The sequence below is a fragment of the Streptomyces deccanensis genome (assembly GCF_022385335.1).
GTDB classification, from domain to species: Bacteria; Actinomycetota; Actinomycetes; order Streptomycetales; family Streptomycetaceae; genus Streptomyces; species Streptomyces deccanensis.
In genome coordinates this window covers 3847654-3871079 of the sequence record NZ_CP092431.1, presented here as the reverse complement: position 1 = coordinate 3871079, position 23426 = coordinate 3847654, and the positions used below count along the sequence as shown (strand labels likewise).

The following is a 23426-nucleotide window of genomic DNA, read 5'->3' as shown; positions in this document are numbered from 1 at the left end:
CCCAGGTCTATGACCTGGGGTTCTCGCCGTCCGGTCACCGTCCGAACGCTGGGGGACCTAGGGGACCTTCACCCACCGAGCCTCGCTCGGCGTCCCCGCGTCGTCCGTCACGAACAGCATGTACCAGCCCGACTGCACCAGATTCCGGTTCTTCGGCACGGTCACCGTGATCTCGTCCCCGGTCACCTCGAAGTCCACCTCGATCGACTTCTGGTCCACATCGGTCACATGCGTCGACGCACTCGGCCGGATCAGCCGCGCCGACGCGATCGACGACCCGTGCCTCGTGCCGAACGTCGCCTTCCCGCCCCGCGCGACCGTCTTCTTCTCCCCGGTCAACGTGGGCCGGGCGTCCTGGAAGAGGTACGGCGGCGTGTAGATCTCGATCCGCTGCTCGAACTCCCCCGGCTTGGTGTTGGCCTTGTCGGCGTACAGGGAGTCCGACCCGAAGAACACGACCCGTCCGTCCGGCAGCAGGATCGACCCGGAGTGGTAGTTCCGGCCCACCAGCGGGTCGGCCACCCTCCGCATCTCGCCCGTCCTCGCGTCGTACAGCCGCGCTTCGAGGATGTTGGAGTCGCCGCGCCCCCGGTAGTCCTCGGAGCCGCCGGAGATGAGGACGGTGTCGTCGGGCAGGATCGAGGCCTGCGGGTACCGGGTGCCCTTCGCCAGCCGCGGCCCGTCCACGAACCGCGGCCGGTCGGCCAGCAGATCGATCACCCGGGTCCGCTTGCTGGACCGCTCCGACTCACCGACCCCGCCCCCGCCGATGACCATGTACGTCTCGTCCTGCGCCGGGGGCAGCAGCACGGTCCCGGCGGTCTCCAGGAGCTTGCTGTCGCTCATGCCGGGGACCTTGGTGAACTTGTTCGTCTTCAGGTCCCAGATGCCGGGGTCGCGCCCGATGTCGTCCGGCCCGTACCCCGCGTTGGCGCCCGAGTAGAACAACTTGCCGTTCTGCATCAGGGAGATCGCCGGGTACGTCGGGAACTGCTGCTCGTCCTTGGTGTACGTCCACTTCTTCGTCTCGGGGTCGTAGATCTCGTTCTTGCCCGGGACGAGCTGTCCGATCTCGTCGAGCCCGGACAGCGACAGGACCGTGCCGTCCGTCAGCGTCGTCAGTGTCGGGTACCAGCGTGCCTCGTTCATCGGGTCGACCTTGATGTACTTCTCGGCGACCGGATCGAATTCGTAGGCGTCCTTGATCCCCTGGAAGTCCTTCTTGTCGAGGGCGAGTTTCTGCGCGATGCCGTACGTGTTCCGCGCGTCCTCGCCCTTCAGGCCGACGACCTTGTAGTTGTCCTCCGTCCCCGTCTCGTACCGTTTGCCGCTGCGCTCGGCCTCGACGTAGGCGCGGGCGATGCCCGGCTTGTTGCCGGTGAACTTCCCGGTGTCCGGGTCGAAGGTCTTGACGGCCTTCTTGAGTTCGACGGTGTCCTTGAGGACGAACGTCTTGCCGTTCGCCTTGCCGACGAACCTGGTCCCCGCCTTCAGTCGCATGCCCTTGTCGGGGTTCTCGTTGTGGATGATCATCAGGCCCCCGGCCTTGGTGACATCCCCCTTCAGCTTCTCGTAGCGCTTGGTGCCGCCCGCGATCAGCAGATTGCCGTTGGACAGCTGGGTGTGCCCGGTGCAGAACAGGTCGGCCGGGGTCGGCACCCGCTTGATCGTCTGCTTGACCGGGTCCCAGAGGCGGGTGTCGAACTTCTTCCTGTCGAAGTTCTCGGCGTCGTTCCCCGAGCCCGCGATCAGCAAGATCTTGCCGGTGTGCAGCAGTGCGGCGTGGATGGTGTTCTGCCGGTACTTCTCCGGGAACTCCACGATCTGCCAGTGCCCGTTGTCCGCCTTGTACTCGGGTCTGTTGATCTTGTACTCGTGGTACTTCTCGGTACTGAAGCGGTACACCCACGGCCCGTTCATCCCGGCGAGCGCGAGGACCACCGCCGAGCCGATCGCGAGGCGACGGGCGCGGCGGCGGCCTGCACGGTCCTTCATTCCTTACGTCCCCCAAGTCCGCCCAGGGCGATCTGCATGGTCTGGTCGCTACCCCCGCCGCCCGACCCGGACGCGGCCCAGCTCGGCTTGTGCTGGGGAGCGTGGGGCGCGGGTGGGGCGTGCGGTGCGTGGGGTGGCGCGAACGGTGCGGGAGCCGCCTCGGGCGGCGCCACCATGGACCCCTGCAGTGCGGCCGCGGCGGCGGCCTTCTTCCGGTCCTGCCGCAGCATGTAGCGCCAGGCGACGATGGGGAGGGCGGTGATCATCATGGCGAAGACGGCCCAGATGATCATCGCGGGGTGCGCGTTGCCGAAGACGAACCCGGCGGCGATCGAGGCACCGAAGATGACGATGAAGTACCAGTGGTACCGGAAGGTGCCGAACCACCGGTCGGGGCTCGCCGAATCACCCTTGGGCGTCACCACGAACTTGCTCTTGCGGCGCAGCGCCGAGTCGATCAGCGCCTTGGCGTAGAGCGGCGCGGAGAGCGCGGACATCACCATGCCGGCCACACCGCCGGAGCCCTCCGGCTCGTGCGGGGAGACGTTGTGCCGGCGGTTCCAGACGTACAGGCCTATCTGGAGCGCGGAGGCGTTGCCGTAGAGCATCAGCCACACCACCGGGTCGATGTTCACACCCGAGGCGCCGAGACCCAGGAACAGGGCACAACTCAGCGCCGCCAGGATCCAGTTGAGCGCCGACATCGGGTAGAAGATGATCATCATCGTGTAGTTGAAGAGCTTGGTCGGCGGCAGCGAGTACCAGCCCTTCCAGTACTGCGTGAGGATCGTCTCGTACGTCCCGCGCGACCAGCGCATCTGCTGGGTGAAGAAGTCCGTCCAGGCGCTCGGCCCCTCACCGACCGCGAGCACGTCCGGGGTGTAGACCGAGCGCCACTTCTTGCCCGTCGCCGGGTTCTTGTGACGGTGGATCTCGAAACCGGTGGCCATGTCCTCGGTGATCGAGTCGTACAGCCCGCCGATCTGCTTGAGCGCCTTGATGCGTACGGCGTTGGAGGTGCCGACGAACATGGGCGCCCCGTACCTGTTGCCGGCGCGCTGGATCAGCGCGTGGAACAGGAACTGCTGGGACTCGGCGGCCTTGGTGACGAAGTTGTCGTAGTTGCCGTACACCTGCGGGCCGATGACGAAGCCGATGTTCGGGTCCCGGAAGAAACCGAGCATCCGCTCCAGGTAGTTGGGCAGCGGGATGTGGTCGGTGTCGACCGAGGCGAAGAAGTCGTAGTCGTCGCCGTGCGCGTCGAGCCAGGCGTTGTAGTTGCCGTGCTTGGTCTTGGCGCGGTGCGGGCCCTTGGGCTGGTTCCACTTCGCGATGCCCTTGCGGGAGAAGTGGTGCACGCCCAGGCGCGCGCAGACCGCCTTCACGTCCGCGTCGTCGCCCTCGTCGAGCAGCCACACGTGCAGCAGCCCGCGGTGACGGAGCTTCACCGCGGCCTCCAGGGTCTTCGTCACCATCTCCAGCGGTTCCTTGCCGGGCACGAAGGAGGTGAGGAAGGCGACTCTGGTGCCGGTCTCGGGCACCACCGGGACCGGGTCGCGGGCGACCAGGGTGGCGTGCGCGTTCGACAGCACGTTCATGCAGCGGAAGAACTCGATCAGGCCGATCGAGACCAGCATGACCATGTCGAGGGCGGGCAGGAACTCGTACTCGACGTAGTCGCGTTCGGTCCAGTGCTCCTGCTGCAGCAGCCAGGCCAGCAGGACCAGGGAGAGCAGCGGCGCGGCGGCCAGCATCAGGGCGACCCTGAGGCGGTGCGGCTCCTGCGAGATCAGCGACCGGTACTGCACCGTGTACGGCTTGGTCGGGTCGGGCTGGGTGAGCGGGCCGGCGAGGCGGCTGTAGTGCTCGTAGTCGTATCTCGGAAGGTTCTTCTTGAGCTTGCGAAAGGCTCCTGTGCGGTGTGACGGCACCTTCAGCCGGGTCGTTTCGGATGGGTCGTTGTAATGCCGGCCGCCCGTCGGCGTCGACGTCATGAGTCATTCCCCCCGCACACACTTCGTCGAGTGTGTGTTCGTCGGTCTTTCGTCCGAATCGGTCCCCCTCGACCGTTACGGACGCATCAGTGGGTCATCGTCACCATGTGATCTACACCATGGAGACACGGGACGGCGCCCATCCGGTTGCATTGATGCCCCCTCGGCATCTTTTGTTCCTGAGCGCGTACGTCGCGTGCCTCGTCGAGGGCCCCGGATCCCCATCCCCAGGGCGCAAACCGCCCAAGGCCCCCCAACCGCCGTGTATCCGCAGTCTCTTACGGCCCAGGGTTCTATGGTGTTCATCTTGATCGCAAGATGCGAAACACGTCGTTTACCGGTCATACGCGGTTAATGGGGCATCCGTGGAGGATTCGTGGGGAGTGAGGAGGGAGTGCGCGGGGCCCGGGGGAGTGGGCGGGGTGATGCGCACATGCGGAGCGAGGCGCACACGCGGAGAGGCCCCTCGCGATGCGCTCGCGAGGGGCCTCTCCGGATGGTGCGCCGCCAGGGACTCGAACCCCGGACCCGCTGATTAAGAGTCAGCTGCTCTAACCAACTGAGCTAGCGGCGCGCGAGAAGAACTTTACCGGAGCGACGGGGGTGCTCCCGACCACGGAGCACCCCCGCCGAGCGTGAGGTCAGAGCTTTCCGTTCACCGCGATCCCGTCGTACTCGCGCTCCCGGATGTTGGCCTGCCAGTAGCCCCATCGCACGTTCGGGTCCCAGGTGTACACGTGGCCGGCCTGGTTGAGGCCGAAGGTGCATGCCCTGTTCTGGTTGACCCAGCCGCCCACGTAGTCGCCGCTCTTCCATCGCCGCTGGACCACCTGCCACGGCTGACCGAACCCTCCCGGCGGGACCGGCTGCTCGAACGTCTCCGTGGTGCTGATCGTGGACGACTTCTGGATCGAGGGGATGAGAGAGAGGACGAAGTTGTACCACTTCTTGCTCGGCGAACTGGCGTTACCGAGGCTGACCTGACCACCTACGGCCCAACCGAAGTTCGTGGTCTTGTTCACGGCCCAGGAGTAATTGCAGTTGCCCGGAGAATTGGATGCGCACTTCTTTTCGGTCCCTCTCCAGACCACGTCCTGCCAGCTGTTCCGGTCTTGCTGCCGCGCCACGGCCCTGGCCTGCTCCTTGAATGAAGCAGCCTTCGGAGCGATTTTCACCTGGTCCGTGTCCCCGTCACGGAGGCACCCACCCACCGCGTGGGCGGGGTCCGCCGAGAAAAGGACCACGGTGGCCAGGAACGGAGCCGTGACAAGTGGACGGGTCCACTTCTTCTTGTTCATTCTCGTCCTCTCAGAAATCACGTGGACAGGAGGGCGCCGCCGGGGCCTCGTATTCGAGGGGCGATGCCTTCCGACGGGATGAATATGGCACTCGCCATTTACGTCGTCAACGCTACCGAACAGTTTCGATGAGATTTCAAGGAGTGTGCTGGGAATGCGTTTTTCGGGCAGGCTTGAATACCCCTTTCGGCGCCTGCCGAAAAAAGGCAGGAGGCAAGGAAAGGGGTCACGAAAAGGGAAGGAGGGGACGCAAAGGGGGCGGGTTCGGGTGGGGGGTGAAACGGCTCCCGAAGAAAGGTGGCAGGTCTCTAGGGGTGGGTCCGTGTATGCGCGGAAGGCGACGGCGGAAGAAGCGCGACATCGAGGGGCGGGTAGCACTTTTGGAGTGCCTGCCCGAAACCCCCGTGCCCCGCTCTTCATGTGAAGAAGTCATCGGGACTGGTCAAGACCCGTGGGGGAACTTCTTCGTGGTGACGCGGCTCTGGTTCAGCGCTGATCATGCAACCGGTGGGTTCCGTCGTCAAGAACACGGGTGACCGGACTCAATGAACGTAACTCTACCGGATAGTAACTTTCTGTCACGGGTGAGCCGCTCGCCAACTCAGCGCGCGACAGGGGGACTTCACCTTTCCTGACGGGCCGTCAGTACAGGCGGGAGCAGCTGCGCGACGCCGACGGGAGTGGGCCCGGACCTCGCGGGGCCGGCGAGGGGGCCTCTCAGGGCCCGGCGGAACCGTTACGTCATTTGGACCGTCAGCATGCGACACCGGATGACAGTTGAGAAACTGACGGGCGTGCAGAAGCGTGGAATTCTTCGGTCGGTTCGCGAGGGGAATCGTATGGAGACTCCGGTATTCGAGGAGATCGATCCGGGGGCCGATTGCGAATGCCCCGGCTGTGTCCACTGGCGGCGGGTCATGCCGTACTCGACCCGGTACGCCCATCTGAGTCATCCGGCGGCGAGGACCGCCAGGAACGCCCTCGTCGTGGTCTCCGCCGCCGGTGCCGCCCTCGGCGTCGCGCCTGCCGTACCGGCGGTCGCCGCGGCCCACGGCCCGAGCAGCCCCGGTGCCGTTCCCGCAGATGAGGGGCCCAGGACCCCCCAGGGGAAGAAGGCTCCGCTGCACGGCCCCGGCGGGCGCCCGGCGGGCGGGGGCAAGCCGTCGAAGGGGGTGAGGACACCGCCCACCACCCGCGCCGAGATCATCGGACGGGCCAAGAAGTGGATCGCCGACGAGGTGCCGTACAGCATGCGCGAGTATTGGTCCGACGGTTATCGCCAGGACTGCTCGGGGTTCGTCTCGATGGCCTGGAACCTCCCCGGAAACGAATGGACGGGCAGCCTCGACAAGTTCGCGCAGCGCATTTCCAAGGACCGGCTGGAACCCGGCGACATGCTGCTCTTCCACAATCCGAAGAACCCGCGCCAGGGTTCGCACGTCGTCCTCTTCGGAGGCTGGACGGACCACACCCGGACCCGCTACATCGCCTACGAGTCGGCCCGCCCGTACGCCCGCAGGCAGGCCACCCCGTACGCGTACTGGAACAACGCGAACCGCTATGTGCCGTACCGCTACAAGGGGCTGATCCCGGACGGCACGGGCTCTCCCGGCGACGGGACGGACACCTCCGAGGGTTCCGACGACGCCGCCAACGGTTCCGGCGGCCTCACCGACGGCTCGACCGGTGGCTCCGACGGCTTCACCAACGGTTCCGGAGGCTTCACCAAGGGCTCCGAGGGCTTCGTCGAGGGCGCTACCGGTGACAGCTCCGGCGGTTTCGAAGGCGCCGCCGCGCCGGTCGCCCCGGCGGACGGGGCCGGCGCGAAAGGGCCCGCCGGGCCGTCGCGTGGCGACCGCTTCCCCGGTGCCGCGGCCTTCGGGCCCGGGGCGCGGAACCAGCACATCGTCCGGCTGGGGCAGATGCTGGTGACGCGCGGCGGGGCCCGTTTCTACCCGGGTGGCCCGGGGCCGATCTGGTCGGACGCCGACCGCAGGGCCACCCGGGCGTTCCAGCGGGCGCAGGGCTGGTCAGGCCGTCACGCCGACGGGATTCCGGGCCCGCTGACCTGGTCGTACCTGGTCACCGGGAGGGGCAGGGACATCCCGCCGGCACCGAACGTGAGCCACGGCCCCAGGGGCGCGTCGGCGGAGTCGCACAGACCTCCGGTCGTGCACCGCCCGACGGGAAGGCCGGCGCCCGTCAGGCCGGGCGGCCCCGCGGCCCCGAAGTCCCCGGCCGCCGTGACACCCGCCTCGCACGGTGTCCTCGGCTATCCGGGGCGCGGCATGTTCCGGCCGGGCGCGGAGAACGCGTTCGTCACCCGGCTGGGGAAGCGGCTGATCGAGAAGGGCTTCGGCAAGTACTACACCTCGGGTCCGGGGCCGCGTTGGGGCGAGTCGGACCGGCGGAACGTGGAGGCGTTCCAGCGGGCCCAGGGGTGGCGCGGCGGCGCGGCGGACGGCTACCCGGGCCCTGAGACCTGGCGCCGCCTGTTCGCCTGACGTCTTCACCGCTCGCTCCTTCACCACCGGCTCCTGACCGCTCGCTCACCCCCTCACGCCCTCACCGACTCTCACCACGGCTCTTCCTGCGCGGAGGCACGGAGGCACGTATGAGTACGACCACCTCACACACCCCGGAGCCCGAGGGGGCCGCGCGGCCCGCTCGGCTCATCCAGAACGAGACGACCACCGAGATCCCCGTCCATCTGCTGTTCCGGGACGACCCCGCCCCGGTCTCCGTCCCGGTCACCCCCGCCGTCGTGGGCCGGCGGCGCGGCACCGGCGAGCAGCCACGCATCAGGCAGGGGCCCGCCTCGATGAAGCCGCGCCCCGCGGTCGAGGTCGACCCCGAGATCGTCGAGCGGCCGGCGCGGGTGGTGCCCGGGGTGGTGGGGGTGCTGGGCGGGGCGTGCGGGGTGGCCGGATGCGTGCTCACCTCCTGGTGGGCCGGGGTGTTGCCGGGGCTCGCGGTCCGGGCGCTCGGGCTGCCGACGGCGTACGCGGGCGCCGGGCTCGGACCGGCGCAGTGGGCCGCGTACGCGGGGGCCGGGGCGCTGACGATGTTCGGGTTCGGCGGGCTGGCGCGCGGGCGGACCGGACGGGCCTGGGTGCTGGGGCTGTTCGGGCGCTACCGGGGGACGGTCCGCCGCAGCGGACTGCTCTGGGTGAACCCGTTCGTGCTGCGCCGTCGCGTCGACGTGCGGTTGCGGCACTGGCGGAGCGAGCCGATGGCGGCCGTCGACGCGAACGGGGTGGCGCTGCGGGTCGTCGTCCTGGTGGCGTGGCGGGTGAGGGACACCGCGAAGGCCCTGCTCGGGATCGAGGACCATGAGCGGTACTTGCGCGAGTGCGTGGAGGCGGCGGTCTCCCGGGTGCTGTCGCAGCTGCCGGCGGACGTGGCGCCGGGAGCGCTGGTGCGGGACTCGACGCTGCGCAACACGGAGGCGGTGGGGGAGGCGCTGACCCGGCTGGTGGCGGCGGACGCGGCGCCGGTCGGGATGGAGGTGTTCTCGGTCCAGCCGGTCCGGATCGAGTACGCGCCCGAGGTGGCCGCCGTGATGCAGCGCCGCCGGATCGCCGCGCTCGACGCCCAGCACCGGGACACCGTGCTCACCTCGGTCGTCGACTCCGTGGAGGACACGGTGACCCGGCTGACCATGCGCGGCCTGGTCGAACTCGACGACTACGAGCGCAAGGCGCTGGTGAAGGACCTGACCGTGGCGTTCTATACAGGGCGCCGCGAAGTGTCCCCGTGAACCCGGGGATTGGTATGGACATGTTCAAGCCGCACCCATAATCTGGGACTTGGTCTAGACCTGGAAACACCCCCACGTCCTCCAGGGAGCGGCAGCATGCGCAAGCACACGCGTCACAGGACCAAGTGGTATGCCGCCGGCGTCGGCCTCGCCACCACCGGAGCGCTCGTCCTCTCCAGTGGTGGCGCCTCCGGCCACGGCTACACCGATCTTCCCGTCAGCCGACAGAAGCTCTGTCAGAACGGCACCGTGACCAACTGCGGCGACATCCAGTGGGAACCGCAGAGCGTCGAGGGACCGAAGGGCTTCCCGGGCTCAGGGCCGGCTGACGGCCAGATCTGCTCCGGCGGCAACAGCAGGTTCAACCAGCTCAACGCGTCCACGAAGCCGGGCGGCGGTGCCTGGCCCACCACCCGGGTGACGGGCGGTCAGAACTACACGTTCCGCTGGCAGTTCACCGCCATGCACGCCACCACCGACTTCAAGTACTACGTCACCAGGGCGGGTTGGAACCAGAACCACGCCCTCGCCCGCTCCGACCTCAACCTGACCCCGTTCTTCACCGTCCCCTACAACGGCCAGCGCCCACCGTCCACGCTCTCCCACACCGGACGCCTGCCGTCCGGGCTGAGCGGCCACCACGTGATCGTCGCCGTCTGGACGATCGCCGACACCACGAACGCGTTCTACGCCTGCTCGGACGTCACGTTCTGAGCAACTCGCCATGCGGCCCCGCCAGTTCTGAGGCTCCCTTGAGCTGCGCGGGGCCGTCGCACGGGTACGTTCCCCTCACGCCGCCGACCAGGGCGGCGGGCCGAACTCGGGGGAACACCATGGACGTCTTCTTCTACCTCATCCCTACGGTCATGATGGCCTTCATCGGCTTCATGGCGTACCGGCTGCTGACGCGCTGGCTGCGGGTCCGAAGGGCCTGGAGCAGCGGCCTGACGGCCGAGGCCCGCTGCCTGAGGACGTTCACCACGGTCAGCGACAGCGGCGGCGGGCACAGCCGCGTGAGCACGACGATCCACCACGTCTACGAGTTCACGACCCGGGACGGGCGTTCCATCCGCTTCGAGGAGGAGGGCGGGCCGATGACGACCGTCGAGGGCGACTTCGTCACCGTCCACTACACCGACGGCCCGAACGTGGTCGCGACGGCCCACGCCCCCGGCGAGCGGGTCAAGCATGCCGCGGCCGGTCTCGGCATCCTGACCTTCCTCGGAGTCGCCTTCGCGTTCTGCGTCTTCTTCATGGTCACCTACCACCAGTTCTCCACCGACCCGTCGTTCCCGACGCCGTGACCCTCCTCAACTGACGGCACGTCAACTACCGTGCGCCGACATGGAGTCCATCAGGCGCACGGTCGCACAGCTCGTCGCCGACCGGTGGGGCGACCACCGGCCCGGGCTGTGGTTCGAGGAACAGGTCCTGACCCACCACGAGGTCGCCGCCGGGGCCGCCGCCCGCGCGGCCCTGCTCGCCGACCTCCTGCCGCCGGAGGCCCACCCGCATTTCGGTGTCCTCCTCGACAACACCCCGGAATTTCCCTTGTGGTTGAGCGCGGCGGCCCTCACGGGCGCGGCCGTCGTAGGCGTCAACCCCACCCGGCGCGGTCCCGAACTGGCCCGCGACATCCTGCACACCGAGTGCCGGGTGCTGATCACCGAGGAGGCCCACCTCCCGCTCCTCGACGGCCTCGAACTCCCCGGCGTCCGCGTCCTGGTCACCGGCACCCGGCCGTACGCCGACCTCCTCGCCCCGTACGCGGGCGCCGTGCCCGACCCCACCCGGGCCACCCCCGCCGACCGCCTCCTGCTCTACTTCACCTCCGGCTCCACCGGCGCGCCCAAGGCCGCGATCTGCTCCCAGGGGCGGCTCGCGGCGGCGGGGCGGGCCCTGGTGGACCGCTTCGGGGTGCGGCGGGACGACGTGCACTACGTCTGCATGCCGATGTTCCACGGCAACGCGGTCATCGCCGACTGGGCCCCCGCCCTGGTCGCGGGAGCCGGCGTCGCCCTGCGCCGCCGGTTCTCGGGCCTCCGCGTTCCTGGACGACGTACGGGCCTACCGGGCCACGTACTTCACCTACGTGGGCCGGGCCGTGCAGTACCTCCTCGCCACCGAGCCCCGCCCCGACGACCGCGACACCCCGCTGCGCATGGGCTTCGGCACGGAGGCCGGCGCGGTGGACGCGGCGGCGTTCGAGGAACGCTTCGGGGTGCGGCTCGTGGAGGGGTACGGGTCCTCCGAGGGCGGGGCGGCGATCCAGCGCACGCCCGGGACGCCACCCGGCGCGATCGGACGGGCGGCACCCGGCGACGACCTCGCCGTGGTCGATCCGGAGACCGGCAAGGAGCGCCCGCCGGCCGCCTTCGACGAGGACGGACGACTCCTCAACGGCACCGAGGCGATAGGAGAGTTGGTCAACCGGGGCCCCAACCCCTTCGAGGGCTACTGGCGGAACCCGGAGGCGGACGCCGCCCGCCGCCGCGACGGCTGGTACTGGACCGGCGACCTCTTCTACCGCGACACCGACGGCTTCCTCTACTTCGCCGGCCGCACCGACGACCGCCTCCGCGTCGACAGCGAGAACCTCGCCGCCGCCGTCATCGAGAACATCCTCGCCCGCTACGAGGGCGCCGAGGCCGTCGCCGTGTACGCGGTCCCCGATCCGGTCGCCGGGGACCAGGTCATGGCGACCGTCGCCGGCACCTTCGACCCCTGCCGCTTCGCCGAGTTCCTGCTGGACCAGCCCGACCTGGGCACGAAGATGGCCCCGCGCTTCGTACGGGTCGTCCGGTCCATGCCCGTCACCGCCACCAACAAGATCCAGCGCGCCACCCTCCGCCGCGAGGGCTTCCGCTGCGCCGACCCGGTCTGGTGGCGCCCGCCGGGGAAGTGGGCGTACCGCAAGTTCTCGGCGGTGGACCTGGCGCGGCTGGTGACGGAGTACCGGGCGCGCGGGCGGGAGGAGTTGCTGACGAGGTGACGGGGTAGGGCTGGGCCCACCTTCCGTACACCGGCTGCGCGTATGGCCGCCGCCGACCGCCCCCGCCTACCGTGACCCTCATGATCCGAACGGTCGTACGGGAGTTGCCGCGCGCGGTGGCCTACCTGCTGAGCGGTGTCCTCGTCGGCGCCCCCCTGCTGGTGGTGCTGCTGGTCGTGGGCATCCTCGGACTCGCCCTGGCCCCGGTCCTGGTGGGCCTGCCGCTGCTCGCGCTGGCCGTCCTGTCGGGCCTCCCCGTCGGCGCCCTCGAACGGCGACGGCTGACCCTCACCCGTACCCCGCCGCCGCCCGACCCGCACGCCACCCCGGCCGAGCCCGGTCTCGCCGCCTGGGCCCGGCTGCGGCTGACCGAGCGGGCGACGTGGCGGGAGCTGGCGTACACCGTCCTGCTCACGTTCGCGCTGTGGCCGCTGGACGTGACCGTGCTGTTCGTCGCGCTGGTCGTGCCCGGCGCGATGATCGGAGCGCCCGTGCAGCTGGCGACGACGAGCAGCGCCAGCGGTGACGCGCGGATCGCCAAGCTCTGGCTGATCGACTCCTACGGCCAGGCCCTGCTGTGCACGGTCGCCGGGATCGTCCTCCTCCTCGCGCTGCTGTGGCCCCTCGTCCGGTACGCGCGGGCCCGTGCCGCGCTCGCCCGGCTGCTGCTCGCGCCGAGCGAGGCCGAGGCGGAACGGCGCCTCGACGAGGTGACCCGGTCGCGGGCCCGGCTGGTGGCCGCCTTCGAGGCGGAACGGCGCCGGATCGAACGCGATCTGCACGACGGGGCCCAGCAGCGCCTGGTGTCCCTGAGCATGGCCCTGGGCCTGGCCCGGCTCGACGCCCCGCCCGCACTGGCCGACCGGCTCGCCGCCGCCCACCGCGAGGCCGATCAAGTCCTGGGGGAGCTGCGGGAGTTGATCCACGGCATCCATCCCCAGGTCCTCGCCGACTACGGCCTCGCGGACGCCCTCGCCGACGCGGCCGACCGGTCCGTCGTACCGGTGGAGCTGGACGTGGACCTTCCCCGGTTCGCCGAGTCCGTGGAGGCGGCGGCCTACTTCGCGGTCCGGGAGGCGCTGGCGAACATCGGCCGGCACAGCGGTGCGCAGCGGGCGTGGATCGCCGGGCGGTACACCGGCGGACGGCTGCGGGTGGAGGTGCGCGACGACGGTACGGGCGGCGCCGATCCCGCGCGCGGCACGGGTCTCACCGGCCTCGCCGACCGGCTCGCGGTGCTCGATGGGACACTGTCCGTCCACAGCCCGGCCGGCGGGCCGACCGTCCTGTCCCTGGAGATCCCGTGCCCGCAGCGCTGAAGATCGTGCTCGCCGAGGACAGCGTGCTGCTGCGGGAAGGGCTCATCGGCGTCCTGACCCGCTTCGGCCACGAGGTCGTCGCGGCGGTCGGGGACGCGGAGTCGCTGATCGCGGCCGTGCGGTCGTACGCCCCCGACCTCGTCGTCACCGACGTCCGCATGCCGCCCGGCCTCACCGACGAGGGCCTGCGGGCCGCGCTCGAACTCCGCGCGGCGAACCCCGCCCTGCCGGTCCTCGTCCTCAGCCAGTACGTCCAACGCGCCTACGCCGCCGATCTGTTGGACACCGGCGACGGCACCGGGGTCGGCTATCTCCTCAAGGACCGCATCGGTCAGGTCGAGCAGTTCGCGGAGGCGGTGGAGCGGGTCGCGGCCGGGGGCACGGTCGTCGACCCCGAGGTCGTACGGCAGCTGCTGCGGCGCCGGCGTGATCCGCTGGCGGCGCTCACCCCGCGCGAGCGGGAGGTGCTCGCGCTGGTCGCCGAGGGGAAGTCGAACGGGGCGGTCGCCCGGGAGCTGGTCGTCACCGAGGCGGCCGTCGGCAAGCACATCGGCAACATCCTGGGAAAGCTGGACCTGCCCCCGGCGGAGGACACCCATCGCCGGGTGCTGGCCGTGCTCGCCTACCTGCGCGCGTAAGCAGAAGGCCCCTCGCCGGAGCGAGGGGCCTTCTTTGCGTGCGCCGCCAGGGACTCGAACCCCGGACCCGCTGATTAAGAGTCAGCTGCTCTAACCAACTGAGCTAGCGGCGCAGACTCTGTCGCTCTTCCGCTCTCGCGGCTGGCGACAGAGAAAATACTACCTGGTCCGGACGGGTGCCTTCGACCAGTTAAACGTGACCTGGATCTCTGTGGAACGGGCGGCCGCTAGATCGCCAACGACAGCAGCACCGGAGCGGCCTCCCGGTTCAGGGTGTGCGCCGCCGCACGGAGCCGGTGCGCGTGCCGCAGCGGCAGCGACAGCGCGAGGCAGCCGACGGCGGAGCCCGCGGTGAGGGGGACGGCTGCGCAGACCGTGCCCGGCGCGTACTCCTGGAGGTCGAGGACCGGGACCGTGGGGGTCTGGGCGTCGAGTTTGCTCAGCAGCACCTTCTCGTTGGTGATCGTGCGGGCGGTGAGCCGGGCCGGGCGGTGCCGCGAGAGGTGGTCGCGGCGGCCGTTGAGGTCGAGTTGAGCCAGCAGGCCCTTGCCGAACGCGGTGGCATGGGCGGAGGAGCGGAAGTCGACCCACTCGTGCACGGCGGGCATGGCCGGGCTGTCGGCCCAGCCGGTGACCTGGATCTCCCCGTCCAGATAGCGGGTGACATAGACGGCGGCGCCCACGGAGTCGCGGAGCCGGTCGAGCGTGTGCCGGAGCTGCTCGCGCAGGGCCTGGTCATGACCCTGGGCGGAGCCCAGCCGGGCGAGTGCGGCACCGGTGACGTAGGCGCCGTCGGTGGTCTGCTCCACATACCCCTCGCGACGCAGCATCCGCAGGAGCGCGGTCAACCGCTCACTGTCGACGCCGGTGCGACGGGCGATCTCGGCGTCGGTGACGCCACCTGCGTGCCGCGCCACCGTCTCCAGGACGCGCAGGGCGTCCTGGGCCGAGTGGTACGGCGCGGTCGGCTCGTGCTTGAGCGCCACGGTTTCCCCCTGCGCTTCTCGGGCCGTTTTTCGGACAGCTTGCCGTGTCCCACGATACGGCCCAAGAGCCGTACGTGCAGGGGTTGTTCGCGAGAAAATCCCCGCACCCGCAGGCCTCCCAACTGCCGGACCAGCACTCTGGCATATGCCGAGGGCATGGCCCGGCAGGCGGACCTCGCACGTTCCCACGCGTCCGGCCGTTCACTGACCGTGATCAGATGACCGCGCCGAGGAATTCCCGCGTACGTTCGTGCGACGGATCGCCGAAGATCTTCTCCGGGCTGCCCGACTCGATCACCTGGCCAGAATCGAACATCAGAACTTGGTCCGAGATGTCCCGGGCGAAGTTCATCTCGTGGGTCACACAGAGCATCGTGATGTCGGTGGTGCGGGCGATGTCCCTGAGCAGGTCGAGCACGCCCGCGACCAGTTCGGGGTCGAGCGCCGACGTCACCTCGTCGAGGAGCAGCACCTGCGGGCGCATCGCCAGGGCGCGCGCGATGGCCACCCGCTGCTGCTGTCCGCCGGAGAGCTGGGTCGGATAGGCGTCGCACTTGTCGGCGAGGCCGACCATGTCGAGCAGTTCACGGGCGCGCGCCTCGGCCTCGTCCTTGGAGAGCCCGAGGACGGTGACGGGCGCCTCGGTGATGTTCCGCAGCACCTTCATGTTGGGGAAGAGGTTGAACTGCTGGAACACCATCCCGATGTTCTTGCGCACCTCACGGCACTGCTTCTCGCTCGCGGGGAACAGCCGCTGCCCGCCGACGGTGATCGTGCCCTCGTCGGGCTTGGTCAGGGTCATCAGCAGCCGCAGGATCGTCGTCTTGCCGGAGCCGGACGGGCCGATCAGCGTGACGTGCTTGCCCGCGTCGACCGAGAAGTCCAGCCGGTCCAGGACGGTGTTGCTGCCGAAGCGTTTGGTCACGTTCTCGAAGCGGATCAGCTCGCTGCGGTCGACGGGCTGGTTCGCCGGGGCGTCGGGCTCTTTCATCAGCGGGGTGTCAGCGGACAAGGCGTCGCTCCAGGGTTCGCAGAAGCAGGGAGGCCAGGTAGGAGATGAGGATGAAGGCCACCCCGATGACGGTCAGGGGCTCGGTGAAACGGAAGGTCTCCTGGGCGTAGAGCCGTGCCTCGCTCAGCATCTCCGGGACCGTGATCACCATCAGGATCGGTGTGTCCTTGAGCATCGAGATCACGTAGTTGCCCAGCGCGGGCACCACCCGGCGGACCGCCTGCGGCAGGATCACCACCGTCCAGGTGCGCCGCACCGGCAGGTTCAACGCCGTGGCCGCCTCCCACTGGCCCGCCGGCACCGCCTCGATACCGGCCCGGTAGACCTGCATCGTGTACGTCGAGTAGTGCAGCCCGATCGCGAAGACGCCCGTGGTCAGCGCCGAGAAGGTCAGCCCCCACTCCGGCAGCACGTAGAAGAGGAAGAACAGCTGGACCAGCAGGGGGGTGTTCCGGATGAACTCCGTGACCACACCCACCGGCCAGGACACCCAGCGGGTCGGCGTCCGCACCAGCAGTGCCCACACCAGCCCGAGCAGGAAAGAGACGACCGAGCCCAGGGCCAGCGCCTGCAAGGTGACCAGCAGGCCGTCGTAGAAGTGCGGCAGGAAGTCGGTGACCGCGTTCCAGTCCCAGTTCATCAGGCAGCACCTCCCGCGCCCGCGCCCTCGGGGACACGCGCCGGCGGCACGGCCGCCTTCCGTGCCGGGGCCTTGCCCAGCCCGGCCTTCAGCCGCCGCTCCAGCACCCGCATGGCGCGGGTCAGCAGGAAGGCGATCACGAAGTAGATGACCAGCAGATACGCGTAGATCTCCACGCTCTCCTGGAGCGCCAGCCGCACCAGACTGCCGCTGAACGCCAGGTCGCCCATGCCCATGACCGACACCAGCGCCGTGCCCTTGAGCAGTTCGACCACCAGGTTGGCGAAGGGCGGGATCATCTCCGGAACGGCCTGCGGCAGCAGGATCAGCCGCATCCGCTGCCACGGGGTGAAGCTCAGCGCGATACCGCCCTCGCGCTGCGCCGGATCCACGGCGGTCAGGGCGCCGCGCACGATCTCGGCGCCGTACGCCCCGTACGTCAGTCCGAGGGCGAGGACGCCCGCCCACATCGGGACGAGCTGCCAGCCGAAGGCCAGCGGCAGCACGAAGTACACCCAGAAGATCATGATCAGCGCGGAGGTCCCGCGGAACACCTCGGTGTAGAGGCCCGCGACGAAGCGGACGATCCACCGCCGGTGGGTGCGCGCGACCCCGACCACGAACGAGACGACCGTGGCCAACAGCGCGCCGAACACCAGCAGTTGGAGGGTGACCCAGACGCCGCGCAGTACGAGTTCCCAGAGGCCCGGTGTCATGCGCGACAGAGCTCCTTCGTGGTCAGGTCGGTCATCTCGACCTGGGTGAACCCGAAGGGCCGCAGCACCCGCAGCAGTTCGCCGCTCTCCTTCATCTTCCGCAGCTCGACGTTGAAGGCGTCCCGCAGCCGCGTCTCGGCCGGCCGGAACGCGAAGCCCGCGCCGTCCACCCGGGGCTTGCCGTCGACCAGCGCGGCGAACGGCTTCGTCGCCTCCGTCGTACGGGACTTCTTGACCACCTCGCGGGTGGTCAGCGACGTGCCCGCGAACACGTCGACCCGGCCCGCCTCCACGGCGTTCATCCCGGCCACCTGGTCGGGCACGATGACGATGTCGCTCTCCTTGTACCCGGCCTCGACGGCATGCGCGATCTGCGCGTACCCCGACCCGGTGGCGAACCGGGCCTTGGCGCGGATGACGTCCGCGTAGTCGTTCAGCCCTTTCGGATTGCCCTTCTTCACCACGAACGCGTCCAGCATCTCGTGGTCGGGCTCGGAGAAGATGACCTCCGCACAGCGCTCGGGGTTGATGTACATCCCGGCGGAGACGACATCAAACTGCTGGGAGTTCAGCCCGGGTATGAGCGACCCGAACTCGGTGGGCACGGGCTGGACCCGTTCCACGCCCAGCCGCTTGAAGACGACCCGGGCCACTTCGGGCCCCTCGCCGGTCAGCTTGCCGTCGGTGTCGATGTAGCCGAAGGGGATCTCACCCGCGATACCGAGCCGTACGACGCCCTGCGCGCGCAGCCGGTCCAGCAGCTCACCCCCCTTCGTGCCGGAGGCCGTGGCCACCCTGCTGCACCCGGCGGCGCCCAGCGCGCCCGCCGTGGCGAGCGCGGAGGCGCCGACGAGGAGGGAGCGGCGGCTGGGGTCGCGTGTCTTCCCGGTTCTCCCGGAGGTGTTCGTTGCTGGAGCCATGGGCGCGCGGCTACCCGACCCGATGCGATGTATTCACGCCACCACGGCGCCCTTCACGACCCCCGCACACACCCGCGAGGCGCCCTTGACCCCGGCGGCACCATGGAAGACATGAGTGACAGGACGGACCGCCATCTGGAGATCTCCCTGCTCAAGCGCCAGGTCGTGTGCCGGGCGAAGCTCCTGGACGACCTCGCGCCGCGTACGTGCGCCGCCGTCTGGGACGCCCTGCCGCTGGCCGGGGACGTCTACCACGCGAAGTACGCCCGCAACGAGATCTACGCCCTCTTCCCACCCTTCGCCGACCGGGAACCACCCCTGGAGAACCCCACCGTCACCCCCATCCCCGGCGACCTCTGCTACTTCTCCTTCGCCGGCACGGAACTCGCCACGAACGCCTACGGCTACGACCGGGAGGTCCGCCCCGACACCACCGTCGTGGACCTCGCCCTCTTCTACGAACGCAACAACCTGCTGCTCAACGGGGACGTGGGGTGGGTGCCGGGCATCGTCTGGGGCCAGGTGGTGTCGGGGCTGGACGAGATGGCCGCCGCGTGCAACGACCTGTGGCGGACGGGGGCGGCGGGTGAAACCCTCCGGTTCCGGAGAGCGTGAGGGCGCCTGGCAGCTCGGGGGTGCGGGTTCGTGGGCGACTGCGGGTGCGTGGGGCGTCTCGCGCAGTTCCCCGCGCCCCTGAAAACCAGGGGCTGCGCCCCGTGCTTTTCAGGCCCGCAGGGCCTGGTCTTTTAGGGGCGCGGGGAACTGCGCGAGAAGCCCCCACCGGACCCGCACCCGACAACGCACCTCTGCCCACCCCCACCCCCCGGGGTCGAAGGGGCGGCGCCCCTGGGATGGGACGGGTAGGGGCGGCGGGGGCGAACAAACTCAGGAGACGCCCCCGCCCGGCGCAGCCACCCCCGCAACCCCCGCCTCGTACAACGCATGCGACACCCGCAACACCAGATCATCCCGATGCCGAGCCGCCACCACCTGCAACCCCACCGGCAGTCCCCCCTCATCCACCCCCACCGGCACACTCCCCGCCGGCTGCTGCGTCAGGTTGAACGGATACGTGAACGGCGTCCACCCCGTCCACCGCCGATACCCGGATCCCCCCGGCACCTCCACCCCCGCCTCGAACGCCGTCACCGGCACCGAAGGCGTCACCAGCACGTCGTACCGCTCATGAAACGCCCCCATCCGCCGCCCCAGATCCATCCGCACATCCACCGCGGCCAGATACTCCAACGCGGACAACCGAGCCCCCACCTCCCGAATCTTCCGCAACCCCGGATCCAGGGCGGCCAGCCCCACCGCCCCCAACCGCTGCGTCACCCGCGCCGCCCCGCTGAACCACAGCGTGTGGAACGCCTCCACGGGATCACAGAAGTCGGGGTCGGCCTCACTGACGTACGCACCGAGCCCGGCCAGCCCCTCCACCGCCCGCCGCACCACGCGCGCGACCCCCGGCTGCACGGCCACCTGCCCACCCAGCGACGCCGAGTACGCGACCCGCACCCCCCGCACCCCGCCCGCGAGCGCGTCCACGAAGGACCCGGAGGCCGGCCCCAGCCCCGACCAGTCCCGCGCGTCGGGACCGGAGATCACGTCCAGCATCAGCGCCGCGTCCGCCGCGTCCCGCGTCAACGGCCCCACGTGCGACAACGTGCCGAACGCGCTCGCGGGATACAGCGGCACCCGCCCGTACGTCGGCTTCAGCCCGAACACCCCGCAGAAGGCGGCCGGGATCCGTACGCTGCCACCCCCGTCGGTGCCCAGCGCCAGCGGCCCCGCCCCGAGCGCGACCGCCGCCGCCGCGCCCCCGCTGGACCCCCCGGCCGTGCGCGAGAGGTCGTACGGGTTCCGCGTCACCCCGCTGAGCGGCGAGTCCGTGACGCCCTTCCAGCCGAACTCGGGCGTCGTGGTCTTCCCCAGGAACACCGCCCCGTGCTCCCGCAGCCGGGCCACCGAGGGCGCGTCCTCGTCCCAACTCCCCTTCTCCGAAACCGTCCTGGAGCCCCTCAGCGTCGGCCCGCCCCGCATCAGCAGGATGTCCTTCACGGTGACGGGCACCCCGTCCACCGCCCCGGCCGGCTCCCCGCGCCGCCAGCGCCCCTCCGACTCCCGCGCCTGCGCGAGCGCCGCCTCGGCGTCGACGCGCACGAACGCGTTCACGGCCGGCTGGATCCGCTCGGCCCGCTCCAGCACCGCCCGCGCCACCTCCACGGGGCTGAACTCGCCCTTGCGGTACCCCTCGACCAGTCGTACGGCGGACAGTGCGGTCAGTTCCGTGAGCTCCGACATCCGGCCCCTCCCAGGGGAGTTCAGTGCCCGGGCACGTACCCGCGCTGCTTGTCGACCACGTTGGGCAGCGGTTTGCCCGCCTCCCACAGCTCGAACAACTCCACGAACTGGGCGCCGAGTTCGTCCCGCCACCCCACCGTGTCCCCGCTCATGTGGGGCGAGACGATCAGCCCGGGGACGTCCCACAGCGGGTCGTCCGGGCCGAGCGGCTCGCGCTCGAAGACATCCAGCGCCGCCCCCGCGATCCACCGCTTGCGCAGCGCCTCGACGAGCGCGTCCTCCACCACGAGCTGTCCGCGCCCCACATTGACGAACCGCGCGGACGGCTGCATGACCCCGAACCGCCGGGCGTCGAACATGCCGTACGTGGCCTCCGTCAGCGGCGCGGCCGCGATCACCCAGTCGGCGCGGGCCAGCAACCGGTCGAGTTCCTCCGGGCCGTGCACCCCGGGCCGCGCGGTCCGCCCGACCAGGGCCGTGTGCAGGCCGAGCGTCTTGAGACAGCGCTCGATCGCCCGCCCGATCGGCCCGGACCCCACCACACACGCCCGGCCGCCCGCCACCCGCAGCGCCTCCCGGTGCCGCCACTCCCGCCGCCCCTGCAACTCCCAGCTGCGCGGCAGGTCCTTGGCCATGGCGAGGACGAGCGCGGCGACGTACTCGGCGATCGGCGCCTCGAACACCCCGCGCGCGTTGGTCACCACCGTGTCCTCGGCGGCGACCAGTTCGGGACAGAGCAGATGGTCGACGCCCGCGCTCGCCGTGTGCACCCAGCGCGGCCGGGGCCCGCCGCCCGGCCAGGCCTCCCGCACCGCGCGGGAGGTGAAGTCCCACACCAGCAGCACATCGGCGTACGGCAGCCGCGCGGCCAGCGTCGAGGCGTCGGCGTACTCGACGGTCGCCCGCCCGGTGAGCCGCCCGAGCCGGGGACGCGGCTCGGCGTCGAGGACGAGGAGCGTCGGCCGGGAAGTCGAGGTCGAGGTCATGGGCGAAGGGAACCCCTCACGATCGAAAGCGACCCTAGTGGCAGAAAGCGGCCCTGGCGGCCCCACGAGATGCGTGTGACATGCACTGATTGACCACGCTCGCACCCGAACCTACCTTCGTCAACAAGGACTTGCGCACGTTCTGTCGTCCGCACATCTCTCTCCGTGAGGCCGGTGGCTGTCATGAACGTCTCCTTCCTCGGTGGACCCCTGCCGCAGCGCGGCGTCGGTGTCATCGCCCCGTTCGACTTCGCCCTCGACCGCGAGCTGTGGCGCTGGGTCCCGGACGACGTCTCCCTGCACCTCACCCGGACCCCGTACGTGCCGGTCGAGGTCAGCCTCGACCTGGCCCGGCTGGTCTCCGAGCACGAGACGCTGCACGAGGCGGTCCGGGCGCTGAACGAGGTCGCGCCCGAGGTCGTGGCCTACGCCTGCACCAGCGGCAGCTTCGTCGGCGGGGTCGCGGGGGAGCGCGCGATGGGCGAGGCGATGACCCGCGCGGGCGCCGCGCACGCCGTCACCACGTCCGGCGCGCTGCTCGCCGCCCTGGCCGAGCTGAACGCGCACCGCATCGCCCTGGTCACCCCGTACACCGTCTCGGTCACCCAGTCCCTGGAGGAGTACCTCGCCGAGGCGGGCGTCCTGGTCACCGGCCGCGCCTCGCTCGGCCTGGTCCGGCACATCTGGAAGGTCCCGTACCACGACGTGGTCGCCATGGCCCACCGCGCGGTCCGGACGACCACACCGGACGCGCTCTTCATCTCCTGCACCAACCTCCCCACGTACGACGTCATCCCCCAGCTGGAAGCGGAACTGCGGATGCCGGTGATCTCGGCCAACCAGGTGACGATGTGGGCGGCGCTGCGTCATCTGGGTACTCGGGCGGTGGGTCCGTACCAGGCTCTGCTCGACGAGTCGGCCAGGCAGACGTTCGGTGCGGGACCTGTTCCACCACCGCCGGTACTGCCGGAAGAACAGGAAGGTTGGGCATGACCGCACTCGGTTTCCTCTACCCGGGCCACTCCGCCGAGGACGACTATCCGCGCATGGAGCAACTGCTCGGCAGCGACATCCGGGTGGACGTGGTGCACACCGACATCGGCGAGGACGCCCACCGCGTGGACGCCCTGCGCGAGATGGGCGCCCCCGAACGGCTGGCCGCCGGCTGCGAGGCCCTCCGTCTGTCCGGCGCGGAGGCCGTCGTCTGGGCCTGCACCAGCGGCAGCTTCGTCCACGGCTACGAGGGCGCCCAGGACCAGGTCCGCGCCCTCGCCCACGCCGCCGGGCTGCCCGCCTCCTCCACGTCCTTCGCGTTCGCCCACGCGGCGCGCGAGATCGGCGCCACCCGGGTCGCGGTGGCCGCGACCTACCCCGACGACGTGGCCCGCCTCTTCGTCGACTTCCTGGCGACGGCCGGCATCGAGGTCCTCTCCGTCCGGGGCGCCGGCATCATCACGGCGGCGGAGGTCGGCACCTGGGGCCTCGACGAGACCCTCACCCTCGCCCGCGCCGCCGACCACCCGGACGCGAACGCCCTCCTCCTCCCCGACACGGCCCTCCACACCGCCTCCCACATCCCCACCCTGGAAAAGGAACTGGCCAAACCGGTCCTCACCGCCAACCAGGTAACGCTGTGGGAGGCCCTGAGGCTGGCCGACAGGAGGGTCAACGCTCCGGAACTCGGCACCCTGTTCACACGAGAGCCGATCGTGCAGGTATGACTCCCGCAAACTCCCGCGCCCCGAAATGGCCGCTGGCCTTTCAGGGGTGCGGGGAACTGCGCGACCAGCCCCCACCGGACGGATGCTTGGGGGTCGAAGGGGCGTAGCCCCTGTGGATGGGACGGGTAGGGGCGGCGGGGGCGAG

Annotated in this window: 19 protein-coding genes, 2 tRNA genes and 1 pseudogene; 10 read left to right on the top strand and 12 right to left on the bottom strand. The window is 70.2% G+C overall.

The features are described 5' to 3' along the window. Window positions 1-57: 57 nt before the first annotated feature. The 4 genes from glxA to L3078_RS17215 form a co-directional block, all read right to left on the bottom strand. The gene (glxA, locus tag L3078_RS17230) at window positions 58-1995 is read right to left on the bottom strand and encodes a radical copper oxidase GlxA (RefSeq protein WP_239754671.1); all 1938 of its coding nucleotides are present in this window, start codon (window positions 1993-1995) and stop codon (window positions 58-60) included. Further along, entirely contained in the window at window positions 1992-3989 is a 1998-nt protein-coding gene (locus L3078_RS17225) for a glycosyltransferase family 2 protein (RefSeq protein WP_239754670.1), read from the bottom strand. The genes glxA and L3078_RS17225 overlap by 4 nt, the downstream gene beginning before the upstream one ends. Window positions 3990-4486: 497 nt before the next feature. Continuing rightward, window positions 4487-4563: transfer RNA gene (locus tag L3078_RS17220), tRNA-Lys, on the bottom strand. A gap of 67 nt (window positions 4564-4630) precedes the next feature. Continuing rightward, a complete protein-coding gene (locus tag L3078_RS17215; RefSeq protein ID WP_239754669.1) occupies window positions 4631-5287 on the bottom strand; it encodes a hypothetical protein in 657 nt (218 codons plus the stop codon). A gap of 839 nt (window positions 5288-6126) precedes the next feature. On the opposite strand from L3078_RS17215, the gene L3078_RS17210 reads away from it, so the two are divergent. From L3078_RS17210 to L3078_RS17180, 7 genes and pseudogenes are all read left to right on the top strand, one after another. Continuing rightward, on the top strand, window positions 6127-7791 hold the full coding sequence (locus tag L3078_RS17210; RefSeq protein WP_239754668.1) for a peptidoglycan-binding protein: 1665 nt from the start codon (window positions 6127-6129) through the stop codon (window positions 7789-7791). A gap of 110 nt (window positions 7792-7901) precedes the next feature. Next, entirely contained in the window at window positions 7902-9047 is a 1146-nt protein-coding gene (locus L3078_RS17205) for an SPFH domain-containing protein (protein ID WP_239754667.1), read from the top strand. Window positions 9048-9143: 96 nt separating this feature from the next. Beyond that, window positions 9144-9761 carry a lytic polysaccharide monooxygenase auxiliary activity family 9 protein gene (locus L3078_RS17200; protein ID WP_239754666.1) on the top strand — a complete coding sequence of 206 codons (618 nt, stop codon included), beginning with the start codon at window positions 9144-9146 and terminating at the stop codon, window positions 9759-9761. A gap of 119 nt (window positions 9762-9880) precedes the next feature. Beyond that, the gene (locus L3078_RS17195) at window positions 9881-10351 is read left to right on the top strand and encodes a DUF3592 domain-containing protein (RefSeq protein ID WP_239754665.1); all 471 of its coding nucleotides are present in this window, start codon (window positions 9881-9883) and stop codon (window positions 10349-10351) included. A 40-nt stretch (window positions 10352-10391) separates the two neighbouring features. Beyond that, a pseudogene (locus L3078_RS17190) lies at window positions 10392-12039 on the top strand (long-chain-fatty-acid--CoA ligase). 80 nt (window positions 12040-12119) lie between these two features. Continuing rightward, complete coding sequence (locus tag L3078_RS17185; protein ID WP_239754664.1) at window positions 12120-13358, top strand: sensor histidine kinase; 1239 nt, start codon at window positions 12120-12122, stop codon at window positions 13356-13358. Beyond that, entirely contained in the window at window positions 13343-13996 is a 654-nt protein-coding gene (locus L3078_RS17180) for a response regulator (RefSeq protein ID WP_239754663.1), read from the top strand. The genes L3078_RS17185 and L3078_RS17180 overlap by 16 nt, the downstream gene beginning before the upstream one ends. Window positions 13997-14035: 39 nt before the next feature. On the opposite strand, the gene L3078_RS17175 is transcribed toward L3078_RS17180, so the two are convergent. The 6 genes from L3078_RS17175 to ehuB form a co-directional block, all read right to left on the bottom strand. Continuing rightward, a tRNA-Lys gene (locus L3078_RS17175) sits at window positions 14036-14109 on the bottom strand. Window positions 14110-14223: 114 nt separating this feature from the next. Next, window positions 14224-14982 carry an IclR family transcriptional regulator gene (locus L3078_RS17170; protein WP_239754661.1) on the bottom strand — a complete coding sequence of 253 codons (759 nt, stop codon included), beginning with the start codon at window positions 14980-14982 and terminating at the stop codon, window positions 14224-14226. Between the two features lie 214 nt (window positions 14983-15196). Next, a complete protein-coding gene (gene ehuA / locus L3078_RS17165; RefSeq protein ID WP_239760352.1) occupies window positions 15197-15973 on the bottom strand; it encodes an ectoine/hydroxyectoine ABC transporter ATP-binding protein EhuA in 777 nt (258 codons plus the stop codon). A 10-nt stretch (window positions 15974-15983) separates the two neighbouring features. Beyond that, a complete protein-coding gene (gene ehuD, locus L3078_RS17160) occupies window positions 15984-16634 on the bottom strand; it encodes an ectoine/hydroxyectoine ABC transporter permease subunit EhuD (RefSeq protein ID WP_239754659.1) in 651 nt (216 codons plus the stop codon). Further along, on the bottom strand, window positions 16634-17350 hold the full coding sequence (gene ehuC, locus L3078_RS17155) for an ectoine/hydroxyectoine ABC transporter permease subunit EhuC (protein WP_239754658.1): 717 nt from the start codon (window positions 17348-17350) through the stop codon (window positions 16634-16636). The genes ehuD and ehuC overlap by 1 nt, the downstream gene beginning before the upstream one ends. Beyond that, the gene (gene ehuB / locus L3078_RS17150; protein WP_239754657.1) at window positions 17347-18270 is read right to left on the bottom strand and encodes an ectoine/hydroxyectoine ABC transporter substrate-binding protein EhuB; all 924 of its coding nucleotides are present in this window, start codon (window positions 18268-18270) and stop codon (window positions 17347-17349) included. The genes ehuC and ehuB overlap by 4 nt, the downstream gene beginning before the upstream one ends. 111 nt (window positions 18271-18381) lie before the next feature. Here ehuB and L3078_RS17145 point away from each other — a divergent pair, with 111 nt between their 5' ends. Continuing rightward, entirely contained in the window at window positions 18382-18885 is a 504-nt protein-coding gene (locus L3078_RS17145; RefSeq protein ID WP_239754656.1) for a DUF3830 family protein, read from the top strand. 270 nt (window positions 18886-19155) lie between these two features. On the opposite strand, the gene L3078_RS17140 is transcribed toward L3078_RS17145, so the two are convergent. Beyond that, window positions 19156-20574, bottom strand: a complete 1419-nt coding sequence (locus tag L3078_RS17140; RefSeq protein ID WP_239754655.1) for an amidase — start codon at window positions 20572-20574, stop codon at window positions 19156-19158. 20 nt (window positions 20575-20594) lie between these two features. After that, window positions 20595-21560, bottom strand: a complete 966-nt coding sequence (locus tag L3078_RS17135) for a D-2-hydroxyacid dehydrogenase (protein ID WP_239754654.1) — start codon at window positions 21558-21560, stop codon at window positions 20595-20597. Window positions 21561-21743: 183 nt separating this feature from the next. On the opposite strand from L3078_RS17135, the gene L3078_RS17130 reads away from it, so the two are divergent. Next, on the top strand, window positions 21744-22553 hold the full coding sequence (locus tag L3078_RS17130) for a maleate cis-trans isomerase family protein (RefSeq protein WP_239754653.1): 810 nt from the start codon (window positions 21744-21746) through the stop codon (window positions 22551-22553). After that, complete coding sequence (locus tag L3078_RS17125) at window positions 22550-23281, top strand: maleate cis-trans isomerase family protein (RefSeq protein WP_239754652.1); 732 nt, start codon at window positions 22550-22552, stop codon at window positions 23279-23281. The genes L3078_RS17130 and L3078_RS17125 overlap by 4 nt, the downstream gene beginning before the upstream one ends. Window positions 23282-23426: the final 145 nt, after the last annotated feature.

Excerpts from the sequence above, each read along its gene's own strand:
- glxA (WP_239754671.1), bottom strand. The coding sequence starts at position 1,995 with ATGAAGGACCGTGCAGGCCGCCGCCGCGCCCGTCGCCTCGCGATCGGC.
- L3078_RS17225 (WP_239754670.1), bottom strand. The coding sequence starts at position 3,989 with ATGACGTCGACGCCGACGGGCGGCCGGCATTACAACGACCCATCCGAA.
- L3078_RS17215 (WP_239754669.1), bottom strand. The coding sequence starts at position 5,287 with ATGAACAAGAAGAAGTGGACCCGTCCACTTGTCACGGCTCCGTTCCTG.
- L3078_RS17210 (WP_239754668.1), top strand. The coding sequence starts at position 6,127 with ATGGAGACTCCGGTATTCGAGGAGATCGATCCGGGGGCCGATTGCGAA.
- L3078_RS17205 (WP_239754667.1), top strand. The coding sequence starts at position 7,902 with ATGAGTACGACCACCTCACACACCCCGGAGCCCGAGGGGGCCGCGCGG.
- L3078_RS17200 (WP_239754666.1), top strand. The coding sequence starts at position 9,144 with ATGCGCAAGCACACGCGTCACAGGACCAAGTGGTATGCCGCCGGCGTC.
- L3078_RS17195 (WP_239754665.1), top strand. The coding sequence starts at position 9,881 with ATGGACGTCTTCTTCTACCTCATCCCTACGGTCATGATGGCCTTCATC.
- L3078_RS17185 (WP_239754664.1), top strand. The coding sequence starts at position 12,120 with ATGATCCGAACGGTCGTACGGGAGTTGCCGCGCGCGGTGGCCTACCTG.
- ehuA (WP_239760352.1), bottom strand. The coding sequence starts at position 15,973 with ATGAAAGAGCCCGACGCCCCGGCGAACCAGCCCGTCGACCGCAGCGAG.
- ehuD (WP_239754659.1), bottom strand. The coding sequence starts at position 16,634 with ATGAACTGGGACTGGAACGCGGTCACCGACTTCCTGCCGCACTTCTAC.
- ehuC (WP_239754658.1), bottom strand. The coding sequence starts at position 17,350 with ATGACACCGGGCCTCTGGGAACTCGTACTGCGCGGCGTCTGGGTCACC.
- ehuB (WP_239754657.1), bottom strand. The coding sequence starts at position 18,270 with ATGGCTCCAGCAACGAACACCTCCGGGAGAACCGGGAAGACACGCGAC.
- L3078_RS17145 (WP_239754656.1), top strand. The coding sequence starts at position 18,382 with ATGAGTGACAGGACGGACCGCCATCTGGAGATCTCCCTGCTCAAGCGC.
- L3078_RS17140 (WP_239754655.1), bottom strand. The coding sequence starts at position 20,574 with ATGTCGGAGCTCACGGAACTGACCGCACTGTCCGCCGTACGACTGGTC.
- L3078_RS17135 (WP_239754654.1), bottom strand. The coding sequence starts at position 21,560 with ATGACCTCGACCTCGACTTCCCGGCCGACGCTCCTCGTCCTCGACGCC.
- L3078_RS17130 (WP_239754653.1), top strand. The coding sequence starts at position 21,744 with ATGAACGTCTCCTTCCTCGGTGGACCCCTGCCGCAGCGCGGCGTCGGT.
- L3078_RS17125 (WP_239754652.1), top strand. The coding sequence starts at position 22,550 with ATGACCGCACTCGGTTTCCTCTACCCGGGCCACTCCGCCGAGGACGAC.